Origin of the sequence: Sphingomonas sp. LC-1 (genome assembly GCF_025371035.1) — a bacterium.
GTDB lineage: Bacteria > Pseudomonadota > Alphaproteobacteria > Sphingomonadales > Sphingomonadaceae > Sphingomonas > Sphingomonas sanguinis_E.
Map to the genome: position 1 here is coordinate 122682 of NZ_JANZXB010000010.1, position 25246 is coordinate 147927.

General features: G+C 65.1%; 14 protein-coding genes. 6 read left to right on the forward strand and 8 right to left on the reverse strand.

Annotation, left to right across the window (positions count from 1 at the left end):
- The first annotated feature begins 380 nt into the window (after window positions 1–380).
- The 3 genes from NZL82_RS14620 to NZL82_RS14630 all read left to right on the forward strand — a co-directional run bounded on the left by NZL82_RS14620 (window position 381) and on the right by NZL82_RS14630 (window position 6623).
- A complete protein-coding gene (locus NZL82_RS14620; protein ID WP_261270486.1) occupies window positions 381–3122 on the forward strand; it encodes a TonB-dependent receptor in 2742 nt (913 codons plus the stop codon).
- 79 nt (window positions 3123–3201) lie between these two features.
- Window positions 3202–5484 carry an alpha-N-acetylglucosaminidase gene (locus NZL82_RS14625; protein WP_261270487.1) on the forward strand — a complete coding sequence of 761 codons (2283 nt, stop codon included), beginning with the start codon at window positions 3202–3204 and terminating at the stop codon, window positions 5482–5484.
- Window positions 5481–6623: an acyltransferase family protein gene (locus NZL82_RS14630; RefSeq protein WP_261270488.1), complete on the forward strand. Its 1143-nt coding sequence runs from the start codon at window positions 5481–5483 to the stop codon at window positions 6621–6623. The genes NZL82_RS14625 and NZL82_RS14630 overlap by 4 nt, the downstream gene beginning before the upstream one ends.
- A 6-nt stretch (window positions 6624–6629) precedes the next feature.
- Here NZL82_RS14630 and NZL82_RS14635 read toward each other — a convergent pair whose 3' ends face one another.
- From NZL82_RS14635 to NZL82_RS14645, 3 genes are all read right to left on the reverse strand, one after another.
- The gene (locus NZL82_RS14635; protein ID WP_261270489.1) at window positions 6630–9425 is read right to left on the reverse strand and encodes a glycosyl hydrolase 115 family protein; all 2796 of its coding nucleotides are present in this window, start codon (window positions 9423–9425) and stop codon (window positions 6630–6632) included.
- Between the two features lie 83 nt (window positions 9426–9508).
- Window positions 9509–10696: a PAS domain-containing sensor histidine kinase gene (locus NZL82_RS14640; protein WP_261270490.1), complete on the reverse strand. Its 1188-nt coding sequence runs from the start codon at window positions 10694–10696 to the stop codon at window positions 9509–9511.
- Complete coding sequence (locus NZL82_RS14645) at window positions 10686–11930, reverse strand: sigma-54 dependent transcriptional regulator (protein WP_261270491.1); 1245 nt, start codon at window positions 11928–11930, stop codon at window positions 10686–10688. The genes NZL82_RS14640 and NZL82_RS14645 overlap by 11 nt, the downstream gene beginning before the upstream one ends.
- A gap of 168 nt (window positions 11931–12098) precedes the next feature.
- On the opposite strand from NZL82_RS14645, the gene NZL82_RS14650 reads away from it, so the two are divergent.
- The 3 genes from NZL82_RS14650 (at window position 12099) to NZL82_RS14660 (ending at window position 16591) form a co-directional block, all read left to right on the forward strand.
- Window positions 12099–13346: an efflux RND transporter periplasmic adaptor subunit gene (locus NZL82_RS14650; RefSeq protein ID WP_261270492.1), complete on the forward strand. Its 1248-nt coding sequence runs from the start codon at window positions 12099–12101 to the stop codon at window positions 13344–13346.
- An 8-nt stretch (window positions 13347–13354) separates the two neighbouring features.
- Window positions 13355–14035: an ABC transporter ATP-binding protein gene (locus tag NZL82_RS14655; protein WP_261270493.1), complete on the forward strand. Its 681-nt coding sequence runs from the start codon at window positions 13355–13357 to the stop codon at window positions 14033–14035.
- Between the two features lie 111 nt (window positions 14036–14146).
- Entirely contained in the window at window positions 14147–16591 is a 2445-nt protein-coding gene (locus NZL82_RS14660; RefSeq protein WP_261270494.1) for an FtsX-like permease family protein, read from the forward strand.
- Window positions 16592–16658: 67 nt separating this feature from the next.
- Here NZL82_RS14660 and NZL82_RS14665 read toward each other — a convergent pair whose 3' ends face one another.
- From NZL82_RS14665 to NZL82_RS14685, 5 genes are all read right to left on the reverse strand, one after another.
- Window positions 16659–18203, reverse strand: coding sequence for a glycoside hydrolase family 27 protein (locus NZL82_RS14665; RefSeq protein ID WP_261270495.1), 1545 nt, complete (start codon window positions 18201–18203; stop codon window positions 16659–16661).
- Window positions 18203–19138 carry a glycoside hydrolase gene (locus NZL82_RS14670; protein WP_261270496.1) on the reverse strand — a complete coding sequence of 312 codons (936 nt, stop codon included), beginning with the start codon at window positions 19136–19138 and terminating at the stop codon, window positions 18203–18205. Before NZL82_RS14670 ends, NZL82_RS14665 begins: the two co-directional genes overlap by 1 nt.
- A gap of 591 nt (window positions 19139–19729) precedes the next feature.
- On the reverse strand, window positions 19730–20236 hold the full coding sequence (locus NZL82_RS14675; protein WP_261270497.1) for a RidA family protein: 507 nt from the start codon (window positions 20234–20236) through the stop codon (window positions 19730–19732).
- Between the two features lie 60 nt (window positions 20237–20296).
- Complete coding sequence (locus tag NZL82_RS14680) at window positions 20297–22684, reverse strand: TonB-dependent siderophore receptor (protein WP_261270498.1); 2388 nt, start codon at window positions 22682–22684, stop codon at window positions 20297–20299.
- A 640-nt stretch (window positions 22685–23324) separates the two neighbouring features.
- Entirely contained in the window at window positions 23325–24920 is a 1596-nt protein-coding gene (locus tag NZL82_RS14685) for a flavin monoamine oxidase family protein (RefSeq protein ID WP_261270499.1), read from the reverse strand.
- Window positions 24921–25246 lie beyond the last annotated feature (326 nt).

Genomic DNA, 25246 nt, shown 5'->3' on the forward strand with positions numbered 1-25246 from the left:
CGCTAACCAAATGATTTTCAGGGCCTTTTAGGCTTGCAATTACGCGCCCACATTTTTGACCAATTGCCGCTTCGCAGCCGTTGACAGGTCAGACCACTTCATGTCACCAATAAGACCATAACATGACATAATCGCGATGCAGGAAGACGTTTTCGATCCATCGGCGGCGCCGGGACGACTCCGAAAAGGAGCGCTGGCCGTGTCGATGATCGGGGAAAAGTGACGCGGTTCGACGCAGCACAGAGTCCGGTTCGGTGGGCTTGGGCACGGCTTGGCCGTCCCGGCCAACGGTGGTCGCTGGCCCGCATCGGATGCGCGTCGCTCGATCGGGGCATCGCCCGGCGCCTTATGTCGGCGCCGGGCGAATTGGGGGGAAGATCATGACTATTTCGCAGCGAAACGACGAACGACGCCTGACGCGCACGGCCTTGCTTCATACGGTGGCCTGGATGGCAGCGGTGGCGGGGGCCACCCCGGCCCTGGCGCAAACAGCACCTGCCGCCGATGCGGCACAGGCGGCACCCGACGCGGCAGCCGATGCGAGCCAGGGTGAAATCACCGTCACCGGTTTCCGTCAGAGCCTGGCCTCCGCCCTTGCCGCGAAGCGCAAGGATATACGGGTCAGCGACGGCATTTCCGCCGAGGACATCGGCAAGTTTCCCGCCCAGAACATCACCGAATCCATCCAGCGCATCTCCGGCGTGCAGATGCAGAATATCAACGGTCGCGGTGCGACGATCAGCATCCGGGGCCTGGGCCCGCAATATGCCCTGACCACGATCAACGGCCAGACGTTCAAAAGCGCCGATTTCACCGACGGCTTCCGCTACGACATCATCCAGACCGAACTCGCCAATGCGGTTCAGGTCATCAAGTCGCCGACCGCTGACATGGACAGCGGCGGCCTGTCCGGCACGGTCAACATCAATACGCTCAAGCCACTCGACTATGCGACGCGCAAAGTGGTGCTGTCGGCCAAGGCGCAGAATTCGGAATATGCGGGGCGCACGATCACCCCGAAGTTCGGTGCCAGCTATGTCGACCAGTTCGCGGGCGGGACGCTCGGCGTCTATCTGAACGTCGGCTACCAGAAGCTGAAGGACCGCGCCGACTATCTGTTCCAGGATCGCTGGGCGACGCAGAGCATCAACGGTGCGACGATCGCCGTACCGCGTCGTCCCCGCTATCGCCGCATCGACCGTTCGATCGACCAGATCATGGGTAGCGGCGGGGTCCAGTGGCGCCCCAACGACCAGTGGGAGGTGGACGCCAACGCCATCTATGCACGCGACGATACGCGTTATGACGTCAACCAGCAGGTGTTCCTGTTCAACACCGCGCGGTTGACCGCCGCCAGCATCGCCAACGGCGCGTCGATGGTCACCACCGCGACCAACTTCACCCTGGAAAATAACCGCCAGGAGGAAAGCCGCAAACTGTCGAGCCAGGGCTATACGCTGAGCGCCAAGTGGAAGGGCGAGGATGGCTGGACCGCGCGCGCCGTCGGCAATTTCACGCGGGGTCATGCCTATTCGCGTGAGGATGCCGCCATCCTGGGCGTCACCATTCCATCGGCGACGCTCGACATCACCAATCCGTTCAACGTCAAATATAGTGTGGCGGCGAACCTGAGCGATCCGTCGCTCTACAATCGCTCGACGCTGGTGCGAAACGAGTTTCCGGTGGGCGCGACGCGGAACACGACCGGCAAGGAAGTCTCCGGTCAGGGCGATGTGACGAAGGACGTAGCACTGGGCCCCATTTCGCAATTCGCGGTGGGCGCGAAATACCGGCACGAAAGCTTCGTGCGCAATGTCGGTCGTCACGATCTGGCCTCGCTCGCCAATCGGCCCGGTGCGACCGCGACCGTCTTCCCCGCGCTATCGAGCAGCGGCTACGGGGTCGGCGGCTTCCTCGACGGCATGGGCGGCATCCCGACCGCCTGGATCGCGCCCGACATTGGCGCGTACAAACAGGCCCTGTCTGCGGCCGGGATCAGCGTCCCCGACCTGCCCGCACCGGAGTCGAGCTATAGGGTCGATCGCTATATCCCGGCGGTCTATGCGATGGCGAATATCGAAACGACGCTGTTCAACGCGCCGTTGCGCGGCAATTTCGGCGTTCGCTACGAACACACCAAGCAGGTGGTGAAGGGCAATATCACCGCACCGCGCAGCGGGTCCTATACCAACGTCACCAACAAGATCGGCGACTACACCGCGCGCCAGGATTACCAGAACGTCCTGCCCAGCCTGAACCTAGTGCTGGAGCCCACGTCCAAGCTGCAACTGCGCTTCGCCGCCGCCAAGGTGCTGGTCCGCCCGATCCTGGACGCCAATACCTCGATGGCGCAGACGACCTCCTCGGTGGCGAACACCTTCCCCGCCGGGACCAACACCGTCACCGTCGATCTGGGCCAGGCCGGGCTGAAGCCGCTGACCGCCGATCAGATCGATCTGGGCGCCGAATGGTATTACGGCACCGCCAGCGCGATTTCGGTCAACGGCTTCTACAAATGGGTGATGAACGGCACCTTCTCCTCGCTGGTCTGTCCGGCGTCGTTCCGGGGGACCGCGCTGAACCGCGCCTCGAGCGGCGACTGCGTCGATGCCTCGGGCAATATCTACAACGTCACCCAGACGTCGAACGACCCGCGCATCATCCGCATCCGCGGCGTCGAATTCAGCTGGAACCAGTCGCTGGACCGCATCCTGCCGGTCGATGGGTTCGGCTTCATGGCCAACTATACCCGTGTGATTCCGACCCAGGTGGCGATCGGCACGGGTTTCACGGTGCGCAACCTTTCGAAGAACACGGTCAACGTCACGCCCTATTGGGAAAACCGCCACTTCAGCCTGCGGTTGTCGGCCAATTATCGCAGTTCCTATGTCCAGAACGGGGCGGACAGCTTCTTCGCGACCGAAGGGCATACGGTACGCGGCCGGACCCAATTCGATCTGAGCGCGGGCTATACCCCCAATGAGACGCTGAGCTTCGCGGCGGGAATCATCAACCTGAACAACAGCCGCGAACAGGCCTATTACAACAACAATCCGGCGATCTGGCAGGAGACGAGCTTCTATGGTCGCTCCTTCTACCTGTCGGTGTCGACCCGGTTCTGATCGTTCCGGTCGAAGGGCGGATCGCCGTGCGGGTCGGTTCGCCCTTCCTTTTTGGGGATTTGCCAAGGACAATGCCGTGATGACCTCTCCCAAAGCGCTCGGCCTGATCGGCACCCTGTTCCTGGCCGCGCCCGTCGCCCATGCCCAGAGCGATCAGGGGCAGGCCGCGCGCGCCGCGCTTCAACGGCTGGGCGTGCCCGAGAGGCAGGTGACGGTGACGATCCAGCCGTCCGCCCAATCGCGCTATCGGGTCCGCGTCGATCACGATCGCCTGAACGTCGTGGCATCCTCGCCCGTCGCCGCGGTGCGCGGTGCCGCCGCCAGCTTGCAGGCGCAGGGACGGCTGTCTGTCAGTTGGGAGGGACGGCGTGTCGGCCCGATGACCCGGCTGGCGGCACAGGACAGCGGCTGGGTCCCCTCCCCCTTCGGCTTCCGGGCCTATCTCAACACCTGCACCTATGGCTACACCACGCCCTGGTGGAATTGGGCCCGCTGGGAACGCGAGATTGACGACATGGCTGTGCACGGCGTCGACATGCCGCTGGCCATGGAAGGGCAGGATTATGTCTGGCGCAAGCTGTGGCGCGAACAGGGCCTGAGCGAGGCGCAACTGGCGCAGCATTTCTCCGGCCCCGCCTTCCTGCCCTGGCAACGCATGGGCAATATCGAGGGCTATCGCGCGCCGCTGCCGCAGGGGTGGATCGACAAGAAGCACGACCTGCAAAAGCGCATCCTGGCCCGGATGCGCGATCTGGGCATGACACCGATCCTGCCCGCCTTTGCCGGTTACGTCCCCAAGGCCTTTGCCGAGACGCACCCCAAGGCGCGCATCTACAAGATGCGATCCTGGGAGGGGTTCGAGGGGACCTATTGGCTCGATCCATCCGACCCGCTGTTCGCGCCGCTCGCCAAGCGGTTTCTCGACCTCTACACCGCCGAATATGGGGCGGGGCAATATTATCTAGCCGATGCCTTTAACGAGATGGTGCCGCCCATCGCCGAGGATGGCAGCGACACCGCCCATGCCTCTTATGGCGACGCGACCGCCAACACCCCCGCGCTCGACGCGGCGATCAAGGCGGCCGCTCTGCCTCGCGAAGTCCGCGACGCGCGGCTGGCGGCCTATGGCCAGCGGCTCTACGCCTCGATCGCGTCGGCTCGGCCCGATGCGATCTGGGTGATGCAGGGCTGGCTGTTCGGCGCGGACAAGAAATTCTGGTCGTCCGACGCCATCGCCGCTTTCCTGCGCGACGTGCCGGACAGCAAGATGCTGATCCTCGACATCGGCAATGATCGCTATCCCGGCATCTGGAAGACGACGAACGGGTTCGACGGGAAGAACTGGGTTTACGGCTATGTCCATAATTATGGCGGCAGCAACCCCGTCTATGGCGCGCCGGACTTTTACCGCCGCGACGTGGCGGCGCTGTTCGCGGATCCGGCGCGCGGGCAAGTCAGCGGGTTTGGCATGTTTCCGGAAGGGCTGCACAATAACAGCCTGATCTATGACTATGCCTATGACGTGGCCTGGCCCGGTAGCGACATGACGTTCGCGCCGTGGCTGACCCGCTACACGGCCGCACGCTACGGGCGGAGTGATCCGGCGATGACGGCGGCGTGGCAGGACGTGATCGCCGGGGCCTATGACGTGCGCTACTGGACACCGCGCTGGTGGAATGAGCGGGCGGGTGCGTATCTGTTCTTCAAGCGCCCCGCCGCCGACGCGCCGACCTATCCGGCCGCGCCGGGCGACCGCGCGAAACTTCGCGCCGGGATCGCGGCGATGCTGAAGCTCGCCCCCGCTTACGGGGCGAGCCCGCTCTATCGTTACGATCTGGTCGACCTGACCCGCCATGCCGCCAGCCTCTCGCTGGACGACGCCGTCAAGGGCGCCGTCGCCGCCTATCAAAAGGGCGATGTCGCCGCCGGAGACCGGGAAACCGGGCGGGTCAAGGCGTTGGCGCTCGCCATCGACCATCTGATCGGCGGGCAGCAGGAGAGCCTCGCTAGTTGGATCGCGGATGCGCGGGCCTATGGCGACACGCCAGCCGAAAAGACCGCCTATGAACAGAATGCCAAGGCGCAGGTGACGATCTGGGGTGGCCGGGGCCATCTGGGCGATTATGCGTCCAAGGCCTGGGCAGGCATGTATGCCGATTATTATCTGCCGCGCTGGACCCGCTATCTGGCCGAGGCTCGCGCGGCGGCGCTGGCGAAGCGTCCGGTGGACGATGCGGCCTTTACTGCCAGGCTGCTCGAATGGGAAAAGGCCTGGGTCGCCGACCCCCGCGCCTATAGGGCGAGCCCGCCCGCCGATCCGGTGGCCGAGGCCCGTGCGCTGATGAGGGAGACCGCCCAATGAGTGCCATCGGCGCGAGCAACGTGACCGCCAAGCCCGAACGCTTCGCCTCGCTCGACATGTTCCGCGGCGCGACCATCTTCCTGATGATCGTGGTCAACACGGCGGGGGCGGGCGGTGCCTTTACCCAGTTGCAGCACGCGCCATGGATCGGCTTCACGCTGGCCGACCTGATCTATCCCAGTTTCCTGTTCGCGGTCGGCAATGCGATGAGTTTCGCGCTGACCCGCCCGATGGCCGAAAGCGTCTTTCTGCGCCGGGTGTTCAAGCGGGCGGCGCTGATCTTCCTGCTCGGCGTGCTGATGTACTGGTTTCCCTTCGTCACCCATCAGGCGGACGGAAGCTGGGTCGCCAAGCCCTTTGCCGACACGCGGCTGACCGGCGTGCTGCAACGCATCGCGCTCTGCTATCTGCTGGGGGCACTGTGCGCGCGCTATCTGCGGCCGAGCCATTTGCTGCTGGCGGCGATCGGGCTGTGCGTCGCGCATTGGGCGATATTGGTAGGGCTCAGCCCGGTGGGCGAGGCGTTCGGACGGTACAGAAATGCGGGGACGCTGTTCGACCTGTGGCTGATCGGCCCCGATCATCTCTACCGTAAGGATCACGGCTTCGATCCCGAAGGACTGCTCGGCACGCTGCCCGCGACCGCCAATGTGATGGCGGGCTATCTGACCGGCCTGGCCATTCAGCGGTGGGGGAAACACACCGCGACCGTGGGGCGGCTGGTCGCGATCGGGGCGTGCCTTGTGCTGGTCGCACTGTTGCTCTCGCCCGTCCTGCCGATCGGCAAGAAGCTATGGACCGGATCGTTCGTCGCATTGACGATCGGGATCGACCTGATCCTGCTCGGCGCGGTATTGTCGCTGGTCGAGGTTCGCGGCGTCCGCTTCGGGCGGTCCTTCCTTCAGATGCTGGGGCGCAATCCGCTGGCCATCTATCTGTTCTCCGAAATGCTCGTCGTCGCGCTCGAGCTGATCCACGTCCAGCCGGACACGGGGCTCTATAGCTGGATCGGCGAACATCTGTTCCAGGCGGTCGCGCCCGGGCCCATGGGCTCGCTGCTCTGCGCGCTGGCCTATACGCTGATCTGCTGCGCCTTCGGGCGAGAGTTGGACCGGCGAGGGATCATCCTGAAGGTCTGATCCCCCTTACGGAAGCGTCGCATAAAGCGGTCGCGCACCGTCCAGCACCAGTTCCACCCGGTCCAGCATCACGCCCGGATCGAGCGGCACGATCGCCACCCGGTGCTGCCCGGCCGCGAAGGTCTTGAGCGGCAATTCGGCAAGCGCGGTGTTGGTCAGCACATTGTGCCGCCACTGATCGCTGCGCCCGGTGGTGGCGAAATCGACCATCTGCCATTCGCCATCGTCGATCCGCACCGCCGCCCGCAGACCATGGGCCGGAGCGCGCGGATGGCTGGGCAGACCGACGATACGCAGGACCGCCCCCGCCTCGGTCATGGTCGCGAAACGCCAGGTCGCCGGCGTACCCTCCCGCCCCGATCCGCGATGCGGCAGATCCAAGCGACCTCGTAGCGCACCGTGCTGGCTGCCCAGATCGGGAACCACCTCCCAATCCGCACCCTTCTCCGCGGCAAGGGCAGGCAGGATCACGCGCCGTTCGTCTTCGACGATCACGCCGGGTTGGACGGTCGGCGGGGTCAGGACCGCGGCGTGCACCGTCACTACCGCGTCGCCACAGCGCAGGGTCACGGGGCCAACCGGCCCCTTCCCGTCATAGCGCAGCGTCAACCGCTGCTCATGGCCCCCCTTTTCGTCCAGCGTCCCGCCGCTTTGCGACAGGGCCAGCCCGGCGGGGATGTCCTTCACGCTCCACGCGGTCGTGACGGGTTGGTGGGTGTAGAGCGTCACCGGCCGGGTCGCCGCGACCCCATGGGTAAAGGTCAGGACATTCTCATCGCCGATCCACGCGCCCCACAGCCCGGCGCCGCAACCCTGCTGCGTCGAGGACTGCCATTTCGGCCATATCGGTTCGGCAAAGACCGGCAGGCGGCGCGGGGCCTGGTCCATCATCCCCCGCCACTTGCCCCCGGCCAAACCGTTATAGCCATCGGTTTCGGCATCGATCCGCTTCTGCGCCGCCCGGGCCCGATCGACATAGGCATTGGCGCTCGCCCGCTGATCCCGCGCGTACAGCCCGGCCAGATCGAGTGACAGGATACGGTCGTTGAGCGCGGCCGCGCCATCGACCGGATATTGCACCAGCTCGAAATAGGCGTCCTGCCGATCCTTGGGCAGCCGCGCGCCGATCGCCGCCGCCTGCGTCATCAACTGGCGATAGGCGGCAAGCCTCGCCTGCGCCTCTTCGCCATCCGACTGGACATAGGCGCTGGGGCGGTTGGGCGTGACCCATTCGGTTTCGCCAAAACCCATGAATTCGGGCTTTCGCGGCCATGCAAGATCGTAAAAACGCATCATCACATCGGCGATCGCACCGGCTTCGGCTTCCCCGAACTGCTCGGCCATGAAGCCGCGGAGATGCTCGCGCGGCGACCGATCGAGCAGCCGTGCGTCGAAGGCGAGGTCGAGGAAATATTGCGACAGATATTCGATCGGCTTGATGTCGCCGACATTGACCACCCAGATGCGCCGCGCGTCGGTCGCCCAGGCGCGACCCATCTCCTCGCGGATCAGCGCGGGATGGGTGGTGCCCAGCCACAGATAGTCGTGCGGCCGCCCCCAATAGGACAGGTGATAGTAAACCCCCGCCCCGCCCGGCCTTTTCTGCTCCTCCGGCGTGCTCAACCGACGCAGATAGCCGTAATTGTCGTCGGTCCACATCATGGTGACATCGCCGGGCAGGGTCAGCCCGGCATCATAGGCCTCCTGCAACTCGTGATAGGCGACATAGAGTTGCGGCACCTCTGCCGCCGGTTTCCCCAGCGTCTGCGCCAACAATCCGCGTTGCCGACCGACCACATCCTCCAGGATGCTGCGCCGTGCCGCCGTCGTCGTCACGCCCTGCATTGGGCCGTCATGCAGGCCGCGCAGGCCGACCGTATAGAATGCCTCCTGCCCCTTGGTCTCGCCCACCCGCTCGCGCCAGTAATCGAGGATCGCCTGGGGTCGCCGGGTGAAGTCGAAGCCGCCCCGCTTCCCCTCGTCCCATTCGCGCAGATTGTTGCGGAGCATCGGCTCGGCATGTGAGCTGCCCACCACGATGGCATAACGGCGGGCGAGCGGCGCATTGCCCGGATCGCCGAAAAAGGGCGTCGAGACCGAATGCATGGCGGGCCAGATCGTATTGGCCTTCAACCGCCACATCAGTTCGAACACGCGGGCATAGGTCTTGGGGCCGATATTGCCCTTCGCAGGGTCGAAAGTCTTGGCAGCCCAGGGTTGCAGGCCCCAATCCTCGTCGTTCAGGAAGATGCCGCGATAACGGACGGACGGCTCTCGCGAGACGATGGCCGTATCGTCGACGGCGATCCTGTCGCGATGGCGTGGCGTCACGTCGGCCCACCATTCCCATGGCGAAACGCCCAGCGCCCGCGACAGGTCGGTGACGCCATATGCCGTCCCGCGCGCATCCGATCCGGCAATGAGCAGATACCGCCGCCCTGCCAGCGTGAAGCCGGCGCGAACATAGCGTTCCCAGCCCCCCTTCATCGCGGACAGATCGACCCCGCCCTGCCGGGCGAGGGCCTGGACCAGCGGCGAAGCGGCGGACCCGATGACGATACAGGTCTGCGCGCACGCCTTCTCTTCGGCAACGATGGCCGCCGGTCGCCCACCCAGGCTGGACAGGTCGCGCGACAAGAGTTCGGCCGCCAGGCGGGTGGTCCCCTCACCATCCTCGACCGCCAGCAGGCCAGCCCGGCTCAGGTCCAGCTCGGCGGCATAGGCAGAGCCGCTGGCAAGAGCGAGGGCAGCGCATGATCCCGCCAGCATCGCCGCAAGCCGCTTGCCTGTTCCACCCGCCATGTCCCGCCCCCTTACGATGTCGGGCTAGAGATTAGCCGGCGCCCCTAATCTGTAAAGGACATATGCCTGACCAATCTAAGGCATTATGAGACATGCATCATCGGCAGGACGGCGGTGAAGCTGGTTCCGTTCGTGTCCGACCCCATCAGACGCACATCGCCGCCATGGCCGCGAAAGATCTGGCGCGCCAGGGCCAGCCCCACGCCGCTGCCCGAAGCCTTGGTGGTCATGAAAGGGTGGAAGATTGCCTCCACTAGGTCCGGCGCGATGATCGCCCCACGATTGTAGATCGTGACGGTCATCGCGTCCATATTCGCCGTCAGGGTCACCGCAACCGTCGCGTCCGTCCGTCCCTCGCTCGCCTCCGCCGCATTCTGCAACAATGCCCAGAGCGCCGCCGTCAGTTGATCGGCATCCGCCATCAATACGGGCGGTGCGGAAGCATCATTCAGGACAAAGCGAATGTCCGGCCAGCGCACCCGGAACAGCCGCGCCAGATCGTCCATCACATCGCGCGTCACGATCCGCCGCCGATCGGGCGCGGGCAGTCGCGCCAGGCTGCGATAGGCATCGCCGAACCGCTGCAACCCGCTCGCTCGGCGTGCGACCGTCGTCACCGCCTCGCGAACCGCCGCGACGTCGAGCGGCGCGTCCTCCAGCAGCGCCGCCGCCGTCTCCGCCAGCGAGGCGATAGGGGTCAGCGCATTGACGATCTCGTGGCTCAGCACCTGCACCAATTCGCGCAGCGCGGCGGCCTCCGCCGCCTTGATCTCCGCTCCGATGTCGATCAGCGCCCCCACCTGCGCCACGCCGCCGCCCGACAGCAACTCTCCGGCGGCGAGCGCGAAGGTGCGCGGGCTCCCTGCATCGTCCAGCGTCACCGTCGCCGTCCGCCCCGGCGGCGTCTGGATCAGGGCGTCCAGCAAGGCGGGCGGCGGCTGTGCGACCACCGCATCGGTCAGGAAAAGCCGCCGCGCCGCGCGATTCACGGCGGTCAGCGCCCCTCCCTCGCGAACGATCAAGGGAGCCGGCGACAGGTCGAGATAGGCGAGCAGCCGCCGTCTTTCGTCCTGATCCGCGACGGGCGGCGGCGGCGGCGGCAGGATGGCGGGGCGCGTGGTGAAAAATTCGGCTCCCCCGGTCCAGGCTACGACCAGCAAGGCCAGCGCCGTATTGGCATAGAGCCCGTCATGCGCGCTCCACGCCGCCGCCGCGCCCGCCCCCGCGACGACCAGCGTCCGCAGCCCCGCCGCCAGACGGTCAGAGGCCATAGCGGGCCATCCGGCGATAGAGCGCGGCGCGGGTCAGCCCCAGCTCGGCGGCGGCCCGGCTGACGTTGAAGCCGTGCCGCTTCAGGGCGGCGGACACCAACGCCTCCTCGCTTCGCGACAGGTTCAGATCGTCGGCGATCGCGCGCGGGATCAGGTCATCGGGCGGCAGGCTCAGGGCGAAGTCGGCCACGTCATGCACCTCGCCCTGCCCCAACAATACCGCACGCTCCGCCGCCTGACGCAGCCCGCGCACATTGTCGGGCCAGCTATCGGCGGCGATGGCGCGCTCCGCTTCTGGGGTCAGAGGGCGGAGCGGCCTGGCATAGCGCGCCGCGAACACCGCCAGGAAATGCCGCGCGAGCAATACCGCATCCCCCGGCCGTGCCGTCAGCGGCGGCAGATCGAGCTCGATCGTGTTGATCCGATAGAGCAGATCCTCGTGCAGCGCCGCGCGCAGTCTACCGCGATCGAGCCGACTGGTCGCGATCAGGCGAATGCCGCCGCTTTCGCGCGCCAACAGGGGTTGAAGCGCCGGGGCGAGTCGGTCGATCTGGTCGACGATCAGCGTCGCCTCCGCTGCTTCCGCCAAGCGCGCGGACAGCATCGCGCCATCCGCCGCGCCCGCGTCCAGCGTCACCAGGGCCCGGTCGGCGCGCCCCGACCCGCCATGCGCCAGGGTCGCCGCCAGCGTCTTCCCGGTCCCCGCCGCACCGCGTAGCAGCAACGCCGCGTCGGTGGCCGCGATCCGCCCGATCAGGTCCCGCGCGGCGGCGATGACGGCGCTTTCGCCCAGCAGCAGCGGCACCTCGCCCCCCGGCGGCGCGGGCATCGCCTCCAGTTTGGCGCGGCGCAGCGCGACCCCGCGTTCCACCGTGGCGAGCAGGCGGGCATTGCTCCATGGCTTGATGACGAAATCCGCCGCACCGCCCCGCATCGCCTGCACCGCGACCTGGATGCCGCTATGCCCCGTCACCACGATCACGACCGCATGACGATCGGCGGCGATCAGCCGGTCGAGCAGCGCGAACCCCTCTTCCCCGCTGGTCCGCCCGCGCGCGAAATTCAGATCGAGCAGGATCACATCGGCAGGCCGCTCGGCCAGCCGGACCCACGCGGCATCGGGATCGAGCGCGGTCGCCACCGTCATGCCATGCCGGTCGAGCATCAACTGCGCCGCACGCCCAATATCGGCGTCGTCGTCGATCACGAGGATATGGGGTGATTCGGTTGACATCGCGACCTGCACTGTTCGTTTTCGAACACTTGCTAGAGCCGATGCCGAGGCCCTGACCAGAGGGCATCGGAAATCCATGTTTTGGTCGGCACTTAGGTCGATCGCGACTGTCCGGCCTACACTGTCCGCATGGTCGAAGCCTCCTCTTTCCCCGATCAAGGCTCGGCGATGGACCGGCCTGTCGAGCGCCCCGGCCGCCGGTTCCGCAAACGCATCGCGCGCGCCGCGACGGCGGGCGGCATCGCCGTCGCTGGCCTGTCGATCTGGTGGTTCATGCCCGCCGCGAACAGCCTGACCGTCGATGCCCAGAGCATTCGGACCGGCACCGTCCAGCGTGCTTCCTTCCGCGATTTCGTACCGCTGCGCGCCGAGGTCGCCCCGTTTCGCACCGTCTTCGTCACCGCCATATCGGGCGGATCGGTGGCGGCATTGCTGGCGGCCGACGGCGGTATCGTGGCCGCCGGGGCGCCGCTGGCGCGGCTGTCCAACCCGTCGCTCGAACTCGACGTCGCCAGCCGTTCGGCGGGGATCATCGGCCAGTTGAGCACGAATAGCGGTGCGCGCCTGTCGGTGCAGCGTAGCCGCCAGGACAGCGCGCGCGACATTGCCGAGGCGCGCAACGCGCTGTCCAAGGCGCAGACGGCACTGCGGCAAAAGGCCGCGCTTTACGACAAGGGGTTTGTCACCAAGGCCGCGATCGACCCGTTGCAAGAGGAGGTCGCCTATCAGCGGAACCGGCTGAATGCGCTGCTGGGCGGACAGGCGCAGGCGGAAGCGACGCTGGCGGACCAGTCCGCCGGGATCGCCGCCACTACGCGCGAATTGCGCGACAGCCTGGCCATGGTCCGTGCCAGCCTCGACGCGCTGACCGTGCGTGCGCCGGTCGGCGGTCGGCTGACCGCCTTTACCATCCAGCCCGGACAGATGCTGAAGACGGGCGACCCGGTCGGCCAGATCGACTCCGAGGGCGAATGGAAGCTGGTCGCCGATGTCGACCAATTCTATCTCGGCCGCGTCCGCAACGGGCTCGCGGCGCGCGCCGATCTCGACGGCGCCAGCTATCCGCTGCACGTCATAAAGGTGCTACCGCAGGTCAGCGAAGGCCGCTTCCGTGTCGAATTCGGTTTCGATCGCACGGTCCCCGCCGGGCTGAACCGCGGCCAGACACTGGATCTGCGGCTGATCCTCGGGGCCGATCGCTCCGCCACCGTCGCCCCCACCGGGGGCTGGCTGGATGCGGGCGGGAGCACCGCCTTCGTCATGGACGGCCAGGGCCGCGCGGTGCGGCACGCCATCCAGACCGGCCGCCGCAACCCCGATCAGGTCGAGGTGACCGCCGGACTGTCTCCCGGCGAGCGCATCCTGACCTCGCCGCTCGCCGCCTACGCCCCCTACCAGACCCTCATCGTTCGATAGGACCCGCCATGATCCAGCTTCAGCACGTCAGCCGCACCTATGCCTCGGACGAGGTCGAGACGACCGCGCTCGGCGGCATCGACCTTCATGTCGAACCGGGTGAGTTCGTCGCGATCATGGGACCATCGGGCTGCGGCAAGTCGACGTTGCTCAACATCCTCGGCACGATCGACCGCCCCAGCGGCGGGCAATATCTGTTCGAGGGCCGGGATATAGCCCGCGCGCCCGAAGCCGAGTTGGCGCGATTGCGGCGCGATCGGCTGGGCTTCGTGTTCCAGAGCTTCAACCTGATCGACGAGTTGACCATCGCGGAGAATGTCGCACTCGGCCTCGCCTATCGCGCCATGTCCGCACGCGAAAAGCGCGAACGGATCGCGGCGGCAATGGACCGGGTCGGCATCGCCCATCGTCAGCGCCATCACCCCAACCAGCTCTCGGGCGGCCAGCAGCAGCGTGCCGCCATCGCCCGTGCCATCGTCGGCGAGCCGCGCCTGATCCTGGCGGACGAGCCGACCGGCAATCTCGACACCGCGAACGGTGCGCAGGTCATGGAAATCCTCCGGCAACTCAATGCGGAGGGCGCGACGATCGTCATGGTGACGCACAGCCCGGCCCATGCCGACATCGCAAGGCGGACCATCCATATGCTCGACGGGCATATCCTGGCCTCGGCCCGGTTGGCGGCATGACGGACGCCCGGCCATCGCGCGCGCGGGGCGACGGACTGGTCCTGTTGCTGCTGCTCCGCCATGCGGCCCGCCCCTTGTTATTCCGTTCCGCCGCCTGAAGGATTTTGCCTCATGTCTCTTTCGGCCTTCGCCCTCACTTCGGCTTTGTCCTCCGCCGCGACCAGCTTCCATCGTTCGCTGACGCGTCAACGGCTGTTCGCGATTCTCAACATCTGCGGGCTGGCGCTGGGTATCGCGACCTTTCTGGTGCTCTTCCTGTTCGTGCGGTTCGAGACGCAATATGGCCGCTGGGTTCCGGGCAGCGACACGCTTTGGACGATCAAGTCCGACGTCAACATTCCCGGCTTCGAACCCTTTCACAACAACGCGACCGCCGCCCCGCTGCTGTCGATGCTGCGCGGTGATTATCCCGAAGTCATCGGCACCCGCTTCTCCCCGGTCGACGCCAGCGTCCGCCAAGGCGTCGGAGCGGCCGCCGCCAAGGTCATCCAGGCCGATCCCAATTTCTTCCGAATTCTGCGCTATCCCGCCATGGCAGGCGATCCGGGGCAAGCCCTGATCCAGCCTCATTCAGCGGTCGTCACCCAAGAGCTGGCCAGTCGCTATTTCGGCGATGCCGCGACTGCGATCGGGCGTATCCTGACCGTGACGATCGAAGGAAAGACGGCAAACTATACGGTTACGGCGGTGCTGCGCGATCTGCCCGCCGATACGGACTTCCGTGCGGCAATCTTCGTACCGATCGCGCCATTGGACCCCAAGGCCAATGACAGCTGGTCGTTCGGCGACAGCGTCTTCGTGCTGCGCTTCGCCAACGCCGCCGCTGCTCAGGCGATGCAGGCCCAATTCCCGGCCTTCGTCCGTCGCCATCCCCTGCACGAGGTCATGCCGAACACCAAGATTTCTCTCAAACTGGTGCCGCTCCACGATCTTCACATGGCAAAGAAGTCTGCGGTGACGGTGGTCGGCACCCTGGGAGCGATCGGGCTGGTCACGTTGCTGATCGCCCTGGTCAATTATATCAACCTCGCGACGGCGCGGGCGGGCCTGCGCGCGCGGGAAGTGGCGATGCGCAAGGTGCTGGGCGCTACGCGGGGCAATCTGATCGTCCAGTTCCTGACCGAGTCGATCGCGGCGACGGCGCTGGCCGGTCTGCTGGGGCTGGCGCTGGCGGAGCTGGCATTGCCTTTGGTCAACGCGACCGGTGGGACCTCACTCGCCATCCATTATGGCGGCGCGCAGTCGATCCTGCCGCCCTTCCTTCTGCTGGTGATCGGTGCGGGGCTGATCGCGGGCGTCTATCCGGCGCTGGTCCTGTCACGGTTCCAGGCCGCCGCCGTCCTCGCCTCGGCCCGGTCGCCGGGAGGCGGACGCGGGGGTACCCGGGTCCGGCAAGCGCTCGTCGTGCTGCAGTTCGCGATCGCGATCGCCTTGGGGAGCGGCACGGCCGTTCTGGTCGCGCAGACCCGGCATGTGCGCAATGCGGATCTGGGCTTCGACCAGAAGGGCCTGATGCTGGTCCCCGCATTGGGTGACGATGCGCTCGATCCCGGTCGCAGGCGGCGCATCCTCGACGCCTTTTCACGCCTGCCCGGCGTGACGGCAGTGTCCTATGCCAGCTTCACCCCGGCCGGTGGCACCTACATGCTGCGAGCGCTGAAGGTCGAGGGGATGGCCGGCCCGGAAAAGCAATTGAGCTTCAGCACCGTCGATGAAGGATTCCTGTCCTTGATGGGCGCGCGCTTCGTCGCCGGGCGTGGTTTCGATCGGCGCTTCGCCGGCGACGACTCGACCGTGAAGGGACAGCCGCGCTCGACCCATTTCGGCAATGTCATCATGAACGAGGCCGCCGTACGGAAGTTCGGACTGGGCCGCCCCGACAAGGCGGCCGGCAAGACCCTGTCCAACCAGGGCGGCAAGCGGATCCAGCTCGTCGGCGTGATCGCCGATCTGCGCTTCAACGGGCCGAAAGTGACCGATGACGCGATGATGTATCTGTTCCGCCCCGAGCCTCAGGCAGACAGCACCGCCTTTGTCCGCTTCACCGGCAATGCGACCGCCACCAGCGCCGCGATGGAACGGGTATGGCACGAGCTTGCCCCGAACGTCCCCTTCGATGCCAAGACGGTCGAACAGGCGCGATACGAAACCTTTTTCCGCGAGGATGAGCAACGGATGCGGCTGTTCACCATCGGCGCGGTGCTGGCCGCCGTCATCGCCTGTATCGGCCTTTATGGCCTGGCCTCGTTCGACACGGCGCGGCGGTTTCGCGAGATCGGCATTCGCAAGACCCTGGGGGCGTCGACCGGCGATGTTCTGCGGCTGCTGATCGGGCGGTTCCTGCGCCCGGTGATGCTCGCCACCTTGCTCGCCTGGCCGATCGCCTATTTCGCGATGCGCCAATGGCTGTCCGCCTTTGCCGACCGGATCGCCCTGTCGCCCGCCTTCTTCATCCTGTCCGGCGTCGCGGCCGTGGTGATCGCGACCGCGACGGTTTCCGCTCAGGCCTGGCGGGTCGCCCGCGCCGAGCCTGCACGCGCGCTGCGATACGAATGACGGGAGGATTTGGTAGGGGAGATGAAATCTTGATCGTCCTCCCTAGCCTTTTTCGCGGAACCGCCGCTTACCGGCTGGCCATGACCGGTTCGACCCGCAACAGGACCACCCCATGCGGGGCGATCGTCAGGGCGCCACCGCCTTGGTCCAGATTGCGGTTCGCGAACAGGTCGCGCACCCGCACCGGGCCGACCAACCCACTATCGTCCGGCATCGACACGGCGCTCTGCGGGTCCGTCGTGCGGTTGAACATCGCGACGGCGACCGCGCCATCCGCCAGCCGCTTGCGCCAAATTTCCACCCCATCGGCGCGACGGACCCGTCGCCCCTGCTCGCCCAGCCGATCCTGATCGATCGCGATCAGCGTAGGCATCGCCAACAGGTCGCGCGTCTCGTCGGTCATGTGGCGAAGGTCATGACCCATGATCAGCGGCGCCGCCTGCATCGCCCAGAGCGTCATATGGGTGCGATATTCGTCGCGGCTCATCCCGCCATTGCCGACCTCCAGCATGTCGGGATCGTTCCAGCCGCCCGGCCCCGCATGGGGGAAGCGTGGATTTCGCTCGAACCCGATGTCCGACATCGTCTTATAGTCGTCGGTGATGTCCCCGGTCGTCCGCCAGACATGGCCGCCGACCGACCGCCCCCAATTGGCGACGTCGAACCGGCCATATTCGCAAAGCGAGTAGAGGATCGGCCGGCCCGTCGCGCGCAGCGCCTGACCCATGGCGAGATAGGCCTGCTTCACCCCCTCCGCCGTGTCGTAGAACCATTCCCCCGAGCAAAGGTCATGTTTGACATAGTCGACGCCCCAATCCGCAAAGGTGCGGGCGTCCTGTGCGACATGGCCATAGCTGCCCTCGTAACCGGCGCAGGTGCGCGGGCCGGGCGATGTGTAAAGGCCGAGCTTCAATCCCTTCGCATGGACGTAATCGGCCAGCGCCTTCATGTCGGGAAAGCGCTCGTTGGGCCGCAATACGCCATCCGGCCCGCGCACACCCTGCCAGCCATCGTCGATGTTCACATAAAGATAACCCGCATCGCGCAGGCCGCTGTCGACCAGAGCATCGGCCATCGCCCTGATCGTGCTGTCGTCGATCTTGTCGGCGAAGCGGTTCCAACTCGACCAGCCCATTGGCGGGGTCGCCGCTAGGTCATCGGGTGGCAGGGTCGCGAGGGGCGGCAGCGGTGCGGCGGGACGGAAGGTCAGCGTCCGCACGTTGCGGGGGGTACCGCGCCGGCCATGTTGGGCGATGTCGCCATGCCAGATGCCGCCCTTCAGCAGCACGCCACCGGCCGGATCGAAGGTCGCGGTCCAATGCCGGGTCGGGCGATCGCGATCGTTGATGTTGCGCGTGTCGAAATGGAGCGTGCGTCCATGGAGGGCGACGTTGCGCATCGCGATGTCGCCATACCAGCGGCTGGTCAGTCGTCCTTCCAGCCCATGGCCGGTGCGATCCACCCGCATCATGGTGACGCCCGGATAGTCTGCCACTCGGTCGAATACCCAGGCCCCGGTCGGCCGGACCCCCGCCATGGCCGCGATCGGGGCGAAAACCGCCAGCATGCCAAACAGGCAGGCGAGAATTCCGCGCCTATGGGTAGCGCGCATCAGCATATCTCCGCGGTCGATCGCGGCAGCGGACCGGACGGCACGCGCGCAGGGTGATTGTAAAAGCCATCCGCATCGAGATGATGCCGATCGCCATACACTTCGGCGAGCAAAGCATAGAGCGCCGAGTCATAGGATCCGAGATCCTGGTGCGACAGGATACGCCGCCCGTCGATCACCGCGAGACGGTTGGAATTAAACCAGAATTGCGTCCCTTCCGCCCAATATTCGTCGGCGGTCGTCTCGGCATATTCGCCCTTCCACATCCCCTTGGCCTTCGCTTCCGCATAGCGGGCGTTGATGCGGGCGAAGAGGTCCGGATCGGCTTGGCCGATCCCCGCCATGATCTCGTGCGAAAATTCGTGAACGAAGATATTCTCGCCGAAGTAGCGGGTCCCCGGCCGCGCGAGCAGATTTTCCTCGGCCCCGCTGGTCAACAGTCCGCCCATCCCGCGCGCGCGACCATTCCAATAGGCACGATCGCTCAGCCGCCCGATACGCTCGTCATAATGCTTGCGCTCGCAATAGGTAAGAACCGGGCTGTCGGGGCCCGGCTTCTTCCAATCGGCCTGTTCGGGAAGGTCCATCGTCCCTTCGGATTCGGCCATGATGGCGACCCGTGCCCCGCTGGTCACCAGCGCGGCGCGAATGTCCGGGCGATGGGAAAGCATTTGAACCGCGATGCTCCGCGCGCGCCGCAAGGCGGCGGGCGATACTTTGGCGGAGCCAGTGATCGGGATGCCGGCCGCACTGATATATTGGGTATAGAAGGGCGCCAGATGCAAAGTCGCCGGTGGCTTGGATATGGGATGCGTGCACCCCATGGTCCCGCAAACTAGCATCGCCCCGATCGCGACGCGGCGGGCGGACCGGCGCATCGTGGCGGAAATGCCCCGAGACTGCACTGCCAGGACCGACGGATAACGACGTGACATGCCCCCCCTCCGCTTGATTCCACGATCAACGGCTCGGCGATTTTACGCGGCACGAAAAAGCCCCGTACAATCCGCTTAAGTATTTCGTATACCAAACTTTAGAGGGAGTAAACCGTCAGAGTTTCATAATCCTTGGCCCAAGCCTCATGCGCCGAGCGCCCCCGCCTCGACGCCGTTCTTACCCTTGCACGAGGGCGCTGACGCAACCCGCCAGCCCATCGGGACGAACACCGCAATCCCTTTAGCGCAGATAGGTTGTTCCGATCGTGCAGCGACAGGCCGCGTCGCCGAGACGATGCGTGGCTAGGAACAGCCCTCCAGCAGGATTGCGGACCGTTTTTGCGACCGGAGGAGGATTAGCCGGGATGTCGATCGAGCCTGACCCAGGGAGCATGGCTGCCGCCTCCGGCGGCGGCGGCCAAATGGGGGTCAGCCGGTCGCCAACAGATCGGCTGACCGCATTATTCGGCGGGCAAGCGCCGAAAATTCGACGCCCGCCCCCTTTGCTAACTTGCGATACCCACGCCGGCCGATAGCGGCCAAGGTTCGTACCCCGTCATCCGCGCTCGAAAAGCGAGGCCAGGATGCCGCCTATTTGGCGGCCGTCACCTCGATCTCCACCAGAAAGGCCGGACCGGCCAGCGCGGCGACCTGGACCGTCGAGCGGGCGACGGTGTTGGGATTGTCCGCCGTGCCGAAGAACTGCTTGAAACCGTCGTTCATGCCCGCGAAATCCATCTTCCCGCCCAGCTTGGGATCGCCCGCGACGAACACGGTCATCTTGATGACGTCGGTCATCGCAAAGCCCCGTGCGGCGAGGATCGTCTTGATCTTGTTGAGGACACTGACGGTCTGGGTCTTGGTATCCCCGAAATCCTCGATGGTCAGCTGCGCAGACGGCTTCTTGCTGGCGGGGTCGAGCGGCGAGGCTAGTTGGCCCGACAGATAGAGCATCGTCGCGCCGGGCTTTACCGTCACGCCCTGCAGGATCAGGCCGGGCGGCGTGTTGGAATGGCGGATGACGGACCCGGTTTGCGCCGAAGCGGCGGATGCCGTGGCCAATGCAAAGGCGGCGGCGGCGAACAGACGAAGCGACATGGCGGATCCTTTCGGGAGGTCGTGACCGGCGGGCGCCTTTAGGACGCCCGCCGATGACTATCAGAAATTGATGTTCAAACGTGCGTAATAATAGCCGCCATTAATGCCATAGGGGCTGAAGGTCAGCGGAGCGTCCAGGACATTGCCGCCATTGACCAGTGTCTGGTTGGTGGTGCCGGGCACCAGCGGCACGGTCGGCGGGCGCTTGTTGAAGACGTTGTTGGCGCCCAGCGCGATCCCCAGGTTGGGCGTGATGTCATAGTTGAACTCGACATCGCCGATGAACGTCGTGCCGATCTTCTGCTCGTAGAAGGTGCCGCCATCCGGGCTGAGCTGCGCCGAGCTCTTGCCATAGACGGTGCCGCGGAGCGTCGTGGAGAATTTGCCGATGGTGTAGAGGACCGAGCTGATGACCTTCACGCGCGGCGAGGCGGTCTCGATATTCGACTGCGCGCCGAGGTTGAACAGAGGTATGACCTGGCCCGTGGCGGGGTTGGTCAGTGTCGAGGGTGCGGCGATCAGGCGGGTAAGCTTTGTTTCGTTGTAATTGCCCGAAATGGTCCAGTTCGCCCGGCCATAATCCCCAAAGTCGGACACATAGGTCAGCACCAGGTCCACGCCGCGCGTGCGCGTATCCGCGCCGTTGGTGAAGATGTTGATGCCGGTCTGGCTGACCGTGGGGTCGAGCACATTGCCGTTGGCGACGATCGCGCGGGTCACGACGGGAAAATTGACCGCGCCGCCACTGCCGAAGATCGAACCGGTGCCGAGGATGCGATCGCGGATACGGACCTGATAGGCATCGAGCGTGATGGTGAAGGCGCTCGTCGGACGGATGACCGTACCGAGCGAATAGTTGGTGGACTTTTCCGGCTTCAGATTCTGGAAGCCGATCAGCTTGGCCGCCGCCGAGTTGGCGGGGAGCTGGACGAAGGCCGCGGTCGGCGAGACGTTGGTCGCCGAATAATAGGATTCCGCCAGCGTCGGTGCACGGAAACCGGTCGAGAGGGTGCCGCGAAGCGCAAAGGCGTCCGAGAAATCATAGCGCGCCGTCCCCTTGTAGATGAAGCGGCTGCCAAAGTCGGAATAATGTTCGTACCGGCCCGCGACATCGACCTTCAGTTGCTCGACCGGGTTGGCCGCGACATCAACGTAAAGCGACTTGCCGGTCCGCGCGTGTACGCCCGCGTCGGAGGGGCGGAAGCCCGGATAGGACTGGCCACCCTCCTTGTAGATCGAGCTGGGATCGCCCGATCCGATCTCATAGACGTTGCGGCGATATTCCCCACCGAAGGCCAGCGTGATCGGTGAGGCAAGCCCCGCCTCGATCTCGCGCCGGAAGTCGGCGTTGACGGTGAACTCGGTTGATTTGAACAGGCCGTTATAGAAGCTGGTCGGGGTGAAGCCGGTATCGGCATAGAGCGAGGCATTGGCGGAATCGATGGTGTAGACCAAGGCCTTGTCCTGCCCGAACGTCGTCGACAGGTCATAATGGAAACCGCCGGCGTCACCGCGCACGCCGCCGGTGAAAGCCATATCGTCCTCGCGAATCTTCTGGCGCGGGTTGAAACCGTTGGGCGGATTGTCGCCATCGGGATCGAAATAGGTCGTGACGCCGTTGACCGTCCGCGACACGCGCGTCGGCACGCGGACATTCTGGTAAGCGCTTGCGATACGTTTGGAATAGGTGCCGAAGCTATAGACCTCGACATGGCCGAAGTCATAGGCGCTGTTATATTGCAAATTGGTCAGCGACGATTGGGCATCGCCGTTGATCCAGTTCACATAGGGAAATCCGGCCATCGACGGATAGAGTTGCCGTTGGATCGCATTCAGCGAGGGGCTCGACGTCGCGCTCAGCAGCTTGCCGTTGATGTCCGTCACACGGCGATCCAGCCCGCCGACCCGCGTGAAATCATGAAAGCGGTGGAAGCCGGTGACGTTGATAAAGCCGCTTTCTCCCAACTTCGTTGCCAGGTGGAGCGTGCCCGCCAGCGTGTCGCCGCCGACGCTATAGTTGCGGCCCGCCGTCACATAGCCGTCGCCGCCCTCGGCATCGTCCTTGAGGATGATATTGATGACGCCGGCGATCGCGTCGGAGCCATATTGCGCGGCAGCACCGTCCTCCAGCACTTCGATCCGCTTGATCGACGACGGGCTGATCAGGTCGAGATCGGCGGTCGCCGCACCCTGGAAAGGCCCACCGAGGACAGCCAGATTGGAGGTGCCGTGGCGTCGCTTCCCGTTTATCAGCACCAGCGCATGGTTCGGGCTGAGGCCGCGCAACCGGGCGGACAGGGTCAGGTTCGCGGTGTCGCCGCCAAAGGCCTGCGCCGTGAAGGACGGGACGAGTTGCGTCAGCACCTGGTTGAGGTTCGGCTGGCCCACATGGCTTAGCGTTTCCTCGCCGAGCACCTTGATCGGGGCGGCGCTTTCGGCCGCGGTCATTCCGGTCGCACGCGTGCCGGTGACGATGATATCGCCGCCCTCCTGGGGCGCCGGTGCCGAAGTCGGTTCGGGTAGAGTTGGCTCTGTTACTATAGTGGCCGACACTGGCAGCAACGATGGCGCTGCCTGTTGCGCATATGCGGGATTAGATAGAGACAAAAGATAGCACGCGGTCAATGCCATGTAAGACACGCCATCACGTCGAATCATAATAATCCCCCTTGTTATATGCAAACAAACAGGATCCTCACCCGAAAGGCGATCTTTTATTTTTTTAATGCAATACTCTTCTCAACTCTTTTTTGGCAGGCGTTAATAATAATGCACTCATGATTTTACGAAACGCCCGATGTGACAAGGCCCTATTTACACAAATTTCATGAATCGGGTTGCATGTCGTATTTATACAACATTCATTTTGACTTTTGCGCAGAAGACCATTGCGCAAATCGAGCGCTATCGAACCATTAAATATCGCGTTCCTATTACCTGCGGGACCGCATGGGCGGCATCTTCCCTGCACGCCGTTCGGCCCCGGCGGGTCACAGACCTTGTGAGAAGCCTCCAGGCTCAGGCGGCGGGCCAGTCCGCCGATCTGGTGCTCCCCAATATTCCCCGGCGCTGGCCATGCCGATCGCCATCAAGCCGCCCGTCGTGATCGCGGCGTGCCCTCGCTGGCGGCCCGCCGCCCGAGTTCCGTGACCTGACGGCGGGCCGACTGGATACCGCCTTCCTGCCAACCGGGCGTCTGACTGAGTGCGGCACCGGCGAAATAGATGCGACCTTCAGGCTCCTGCAGAAAGCGGAAGGCCGGCGTATCGATATGCCCTTCCTGCCGCCCATTGGCGCTGCCCGCATTCCAATCCGGCCATGGCCCGAGGCTGAACGGGATCTTGTGCCAGTTGACCGCCAGACCGTTGACACAGTCCCCGCCGTGCCCCGGATGCAAACGGTCGATCACACCCCGCGAAAAGGCGATCTGCTCCTCGATCGGCCGCTTCTCGAACTCGGCAGCCACGGGTCCGGAACTGTAACAGCCCAGGATCATGCCACGCTCGCTATGCAGACCCGCCGACGGGTACCAGACCAGGGTGGTCGGGCCGCCGACAAAGGATAGGCCGCCATAGATTTGCTCGCGCTCCCAGAAGCGCGGGCTTTCGAACGCCACCTTGTTCGAATAATCATATTTCACGCTCTCCACCATCTGCTTCAGGCGAGGCGAGAAATTGCTGTCGATCTTGGCGAGCACCGGGAAGGGGATGGTACAGATCAGGTAATCGGCGGCGACCCGGCTCACCACACCGCTGCTGCGGTCGCGATAGACGACCTCCACGCTCGCTGGTAGCTGGCGGATCTGGGTGACCTCCGCTCCCAACAGGCCGGGACGGCGCAGGTTCCGATCGAACCCGGCATGGATGCGATCCATACCGCCGACCGGTTCGAACATCGTCGCCTGCATATAGAGATTGTCTTCGAACAGCGTCATCGGCAACCGCTGATTGGCCAGCAATTGCTCCAGCGGCAGCGCCGTCGAGGGCGAAGCGAAGGTGACGCCCGCCCCCGGCGCGGTGCCGAAGCCGGACCGCTCCGTACCCTTGAAGCTGTTGCTCGCGTCCAGATCGCCATAAGCCTTGAGGAACGGCATCAGCCGCTCGCGATCGACCGCGGTCAGTTCGCGATCGAGCGAGCCCTGGTTGATCGCCTTGGCCAGCAGTTCCGCGATCCGCCCGCGCATGTCGTTGATCGCGGTGCGCATCCGGATCTTCGTTCCGTCATCGCCCATGATATAGGCCGAGCGACTGGAATTGACCTCGACCTCCATGGGTACACCGAACCGCTTGGCATAGCCGAGGACCCCCTGATGGAAGCTTGGAATGCGCGCCGGTCCGGCATTGAAATAAATCCCGTCGGAGAAGCGAGCGGTCTGTGTCGCCTCGCCATTCATTTCGATCTTGTCGCCGTCACGCACCGTCCAGGCGCGGCCACCGACCCGGTCGCGCGCCTCCAAGAGGGTGACCAGAAACCCCGCCTGTTCCAGTTCATAGGCGGCGGTCAGCCCCGCAATGCCGGCACCCAGGACTACGACATGGCGACCGCGACCGACCTCTGTCGGCAGCGGCGCCCATTCCTCGGCATGGGCGATACCCGCCACGCCAAGCGCCTGCATCGCCCCCAACATGGGACCGAGCCCCGCCAACATCCCCAGCTTACCCAATACCGCACGCCGTGTAGCCATTACCGCCCCGTCCCCCTTGGCTCGAATGCCGAACAGGATGACGGCGAAACGCCGTCACCACGCCAATCGGCATCCTCTTCCGCGTCAGGATCACAGGTCGCGAGGCGCAACCAAAAAGGGTTGCCGCGCAACTTTCGGCCACTCACTCCATCGGCAAGCGATTCGAAATGAAAACTATTCTTCATGGTAGTGCAACTTGTTTATTAGAAAGCAGGGTCTTCGAACCGCCGGAATTCGCCAGGCTTGCCCCGGACGAAGCCACGCAATCCCCCCTGCCCGTTTGTCGGCGCCCGCCGTTCATAGGCATGATCCCGAACCGCTAGGCG

Excerpts from the sequence above, each read along its gene's own strand:
- NZL82_RS14620 (WP_261270486.1), top strand. The coding sequence starts at position 381 with ATGACTATTTCGCAGCGAAACGACGAACGACGCCTGACGCGCACGGCC.
- NZL82_RS14625 (WP_261270487.1), top strand. The coding sequence starts at position 3,202 with ATGACCTCTCCCAAAGCGCTCGGCCTGATCGGCACCCTGTTCCTGGCC.
- NZL82_RS14630 (WP_261270488.1), top strand. The coding sequence starts at position 5,481 with ATGAGTGCCATCGGCGCGAGCAACGTGACCGCCAAGCCCGAACGCTTC.
- NZL82_RS14635 (WP_261270489.1), bottom strand. The coding sequence starts at position 9,425 with ATGGCGGGTGGAACAGGCAAGCGGCTTGCGGCGATGCTGGCGGGATCA.
- NZL82_RS14640 (WP_261270490.1), bottom strand. The coding sequence starts at position 10,696 with ATGGCCTCTGACCGTCTGGCGGCGGGGCTGCGGACGCTGGTCGTCGCG.
- NZL82_RS14645 (WP_261270491.1), bottom strand. The coding sequence starts at position 11,930 with ATGTCAACCGAATCACCCCATATCCTCGTGATCGACGACGACGCCGAT.
- NZL82_RS14650 (WP_261270492.1), top strand. The coding sequence starts at position 12,099 with ATGGACCGGCCTGTCGAGCGCCCCGGCCGCCGGTTCCGCAAACGCATC.
- NZL82_RS14655 (WP_261270493.1), top strand. The coding sequence starts at position 13,355 with ATGATCCAGCTTCAGCACGTCAGCCGCACCTATGCCTCGGACGAGGTC.
- NZL82_RS14660 (WP_261270494.1), top strand. The coding sequence starts at position 14,147 with ATGTCTCTTTCGGCCTTCGCCCTCACTTCGGCTTTGTCCTCCGCCGCG.
- NZL82_RS14665 (WP_261270495.1), bottom strand. The coding sequence starts at position 18,203 with ATGCGCGCTACCCATAGGCGCGGAATTCTCGCCTGCCTGTTTGGCATG.
- NZL82_RS14670 (WP_261270496.1), bottom strand. The coding sequence starts at position 19,138 with ATGTCACGTCGTTATCCGTCGGTCCTGGCAGTGCAGTCTCGGGGCATT.
- NZL82_RS14675 (WP_261270497.1), bottom strand. The coding sequence starts at position 20,236 with ATGTCGCTTCGTCTGTTCGCCGCCGCCGCCTTTGCATTGGCCACGGCA.
- NZL82_RS14680 (WP_261270498.1), bottom strand. The coding sequence starts at position 22,684 with ATGACCGCGGCCGAAAGCGCCGCCCCGATCAAGGTGCTCGGCGAGGAA.
- NZL82_RS14685 (WP_261270499.1), bottom strand. The coding sequence starts at position 24,920 with ATGGCTACACGGCGTGCGGTATTGGGTAAGCTGGGGATGTTGGCGGGG.